The 4,301-nt window shown below is 68.1% G+C and carries 2 protein-coding genes; both read right to left on the bottom strand.

The genetic code is table 11. From position 1 onward, the window contains the following. Positions 1-40 precede the first annotated feature (40 nt). On the bottom strand, positions 41-1,051 hold the full coding sequence (gene gap / locus ACFU53_RS46930; protein ID WP_384006462.1) for a type I glyceraldehyde-3-phosphate dehydrogenase: 1,011 nt from the start codon (positions 1,049-1,051) through the stop codon (positions 41-43). A gap of 269 nt (positions 1,052-1,320) precedes the next feature. Next, a complete protein-coding gene (locus tag ACFU53_RS46925) occupies positions 1,321-4,275 on the bottom strand; it encodes a M14 family zinc carboxypeptidase (RefSeq protein WP_384006459.1) in 2,955 nt (984 codons plus the stop codon). Positions 4,276-4,301 lie beyond the last annotated feature (26 nt).

Here is a 4,301-nt window from a genome sequence, read left to right as displayed (position 1 = left end):
CACGGGCCCTGCCTTCACACGGAGGTGCCTGCTCTGACGGTCAGAGCTGCTCGCCGACGAAGACCGTGAGGTCGACGAGGCGGTTGGAGTAGCCCCACTCGTTGTCGTACCAGCCGAGGATCTTCACCGAGTTGCCCTCCTGGACCATGGTCAGGGAGGAGTCGAAGGTGCAGGAGGCCGGGTCGCTGACGATGTCCGAGGAGACGATCTGGTCCTCGGTGTAGGCCAGGTAGCCCTTGAGGTCGCCGTCCTCGGAGGCCTTCTTGAACGCGGCGTTGACCTCGTCCTTGGTGACCTCGCGCTGCAGCGTCACGACCAGGTCGGTGGCCGATCCGGTCGGGACCGGGACGCGCATCGCGATGCCGTCGAGCTTGCCCTTGAGCTGCGGGAGGACCAGCGCGGTGGCCTTCGCGGCACCCGTGGTGGTCGGGATGATGTTCTCGGCGGCGGCGCGGGCGCGGCGCAGGTCCGAGTGCGGGAAGTCCAGGATGCGCTGGTCGTTGGTGTACGCGTGGACCGTCGTCATCAGACCCTTGACGATGCCGAAGTTCTCGTCGAGGACCTTGGCCATCGGCGCCACACAGTTGGTGGTGCAGGAGGCGTTGGAGATGACGTGGTGGTTGGCCGCGTCGTACTTGTCCTGGTTGACACCCATCACGATGGTGATGTCCTCGTCCTTGGCCGGAGCCGAGATGAGGACCTTCTTGGCGCCGCCGGCGAGGTGCTTCGCGGCGTCGGCCTTCTTCGTGAAGATGCCGGTGGACTCGATGACGATGTCGACACCCAGCTCGCCCCACGGGATGTCGGCGGGGTTGCGCTCGGAGAGCACCTTGATGGTGTGGCCGTCGACCGTGATCGTGTCGGCGGTGTGCGACACCTCGGCCTTGAGGCGGCCCAGGATGGTGTCGTACTTGAGCAGATGAGCGGTGGTCGCGGTGTCACCCAGGTCGTTGACAGCCACGATCTCGATGTCTGCACCCTGCTCCAGCAGCGCGCGGAAGTAGTTACGACCGATGCGGCCAAAGCCGTTGATGCCTACGCGGATCGTCACGAACCGATCTCCTCGTTGGTACGCCGGCGCAGTGCCGGCGAGCTGTATGGGATGTCCCCGACCGCCTACGACCCTACCTCCCCGGGGCCCGTCGAGTGACATCGAGATGCCCTATACATGCCGGTGCGGTCCGTACTCGCCAGTAGGGGTACGGACCGCCCTGGTTTTACAAGGTGATTACCTTTTGAGCGGCCCCCCGATCATCTGATTCCAGACGCCCGGAGGGCCGCTCACGAGGCCTTTCGTCACCCGGTGCGCGCAGTCGGCGCTCAGTTCTTCAGAGCCGCCAGCGCCTTGCCGAGCAATGCCTTGCGGTCGGCCGCCGCGGGGACCTGCTCCAGGCCGAAGCCCAGCAGCACGGTGTCGTCCGTGGTGACCGCGCCGAAGGTCTTGAACAGTTCACCCGACAGGCCCCAGTCCTTCACGACCGCCGGGCTTCCCGCGGGCGGGCCGGGGGTGGTCCAGGCGCCGAGCGACGTCTCGAAGCCCTCCACCGCGCCGGCCGTGCCGCCGATGACGACGGTGGCGTTGTCGGCGAGGACGCCGCGACCGCCGGAGCCGGGGTCGGTGACGTAGCCGAGCGACACCTCGACCGTCTTCCCGGCGTACGCGGACAGGTCGAATTCGACCTGCTGCCAGCCGTCCGAGGCCCCGGTGAAGCTGTTCCAGGAGCCGCTGGTGCCGGTCGGCGTGCACCCTCCGGAGCCCAGGGTCAGGTACCGCTTCAGGGCCGGGTGGCCCTGGAGGAGGTATCCGGCCTCGCACTCGGTGGGCACGGTGGTGGAGGTGGCGCCGCCGGCCTCCGGCAGCGTCGTCCAGTCGTCCACCCCGGCCGTGTGCGCCTCCAGGAGGGCGTGGTCGTAGCCCTCCTCGGTGCTCCACAGGAGCTGGGTGCGCAGGGTGGGCTTGTCGGCCGCGCTCACCGAGGTGAGATCGATGGTGCGGGTGAGGCGGTTCCAGGCGTAGTCGGTGTGCGTGGCGGCCGCCATGGACGCGCCCTCGTAGGGGCCGTACGGGTTGACGGTCCCGGGGTACTGGCCCGCGCCGGCGCTCGCGAACTGCGGGAACGTCTCCACGGGCAGGGCGTCCGAGGTGACGCCGAACGATCCGGCGGTGTTCAGCGGGTTCCCGGGCGCGTCGCCGAGCGTTCCCGTGAAGCCGTCGAGCTTGCCGAGGCCGGCGAAGGCGGTGGCGTTCGGCAGGGAGGTACGGCTGTAGGCGCCCAGGTAGTACTGGCTGAAGTCGTTCGACAGGGTGCCGCCGCCGAGGTCGACGGCGCCGCCGGCGCTCTCGCCCGCCTCGATCAGCTTGCCGCCCTCGTTGAGGTAGGCGCGCAGTTCGAGCTGGGTGGCGACGCCCGGCCGGACGGCGCCCGTGTAGTGCACGACGGTCTTGAAGTGCCTCAGTACGCCGAGCGCGTCGGGTGCGCCCTGGGTCGCGACGTCCCAGACGAGCGCCTTCTTGCCGTTGGCCTTCAGCGCGTCGACGTAGGCCTGTGTCCGGGTCGCGGTCGCGCCCTCCTCGGCGACGACGAGCGTGTCGGCCTTGGGGCGTTCGGCGATCGTGTACGTGAAGCGCTCACTGGTGGTGGGCCTGCCGCTCTTCGTCTCGCCGGTGAACCAGATCTCGACCTTGTCGCCCGGCTCACCGTCCTGCACCTTGGCCCGGTACTCGTCGAAGTAGAGGTTGTCCTCACCGCCGAACGTCTCGCCGCCCTTCCAGGACTTGAGCGTCTGGTCGTATGTACGGCCGCGGCCGTTGATCCGGTACTTCAGCTCCTTGTCGCGCACGGACTTGCGGGCGACGACGGAGATCTCCTGGTCGGCGCCGCGCGAGTACGACGTGGTGAAGCCGGCCGGGGAGAAGTCGGGGGCGTCGATGCCGACCGAGGACTTCGGCTGGTCGGGCTTGGCCGCGGACTCGGCGAGGGAGAGCGCGAACGGGACGTTCTTCTCGAACTCCTGCTGGATCAGCTTCTCGTCGTCCGGGAATGTGAAGACCGAGGCGCAGTCCTCGGGCTTCCAGGCGTCGTCCGGGTCGATGTTCGACACGGTCTGGCACGTCGACATCTCGGGGGTGAACATCGCCGCGCCGTTGACGTTGGACGCGTGACCGTTCGCCTCGCCGTTGGTGGTGTACAACTCCGAGGACAGCTGGGGGCGGTAACCGGGGATCGCGGAGTTCTCCGGTGTCCCGGCCAGCGACTTGTAGAGCACGTCGTCCGGGGTGGGGCTGGCCACCTGCCAGCCGACCCCGTAGAGGAGGAGTTCGGCGGCCGAGTGGTAGTTGATGCCGTACTCGAAGCCGATGCGCTTCTCGAAGGCGTCCAGGGCCTGCGTCTCGGGCTCCGAGTTGGGGCCGCCGCCGCGGTAGGTCTCGCTGGTGGGGAACGGGGACGAACCCTCGTTGTCGTAGCCCCACTTGTAGGCGAAGTTGCGGTTGAGGTCGACGCCGTCGCCGACGGTGATGGCGTTGTCGCCGTTGACGTCCCGCAGGTTCTTGCGCCACTGGCGGTTGTCGGCGTCGCGGTGGGTGAAGTCGTAGCCGTCCGGGTTGGCCGAGATCACGAACCACAGTTCGGTGGAGTCGACGATCTTCTTGATCCGCTTGTCCGTCTTGTAGTTGTCCAGGTAGTGGTGCATCAGACGCCGGGTCATCTCCGGCGTGATCCACTCACGCGCGTGCTGGTTGGACAGGTACAGCACGGACGGCTTGGCACCGTCCTTGGTCTTCTTCGCGTTCTTGGTCAGCTTGACCGCGAGGATGTCCTGGCCCTGGAGGGACTTGCCGAGGGAGACCACCTTGGTCAGGGACGGGTTCTCCTGGCCCGTCCGGAGGATCTCCTCCTTGAGGTTGCCCGCACCGCTGTAGGGGCGGTAGACCCCGTCGCCGGCGGCGGCCACACGCGCCTCCGCCTTGCTGGTGAGCCGGTGCTCCTCAAGCTCGACGCCCTGCTCCCCGAGGGCGTCCGCCTGCTTGTCGGTGAGGTAGACCTCGACCGACGCGGTGCCCTTCTCCGGCGCCTGCTCGCTGAGTTCGTGACCGTCCTGCCCGGCCGCGAGCAGCAGCGGTATCTGCTTCTTCGTCACCTCGGCGCGGAAGACCTTGACTTCCTCCGCCTCGGAACCCTCGTTCTCGGCCGCCTGGGCCAGCGGTGCTAGTCCCGCACCACCGCCCAGCAGAAGCGCGCCGGCGGCGAGGATCGAACGAGCTCTTCGTCTCATGAGCCCCCCTTGCAGTGGTTCGCCCC

Source organism: Streptomyces sp. NPDC057474 (genome assembly GCF_042802555.1).
Taxonomy (GTDB): Bacteria; Actinomycetota; Actinomycetes; order Streptomycetales; family Streptomycetaceae; genus Streptomyces.
This window is presented reverse-complemented; position numbering and strand designations above follow the sequence as displayed.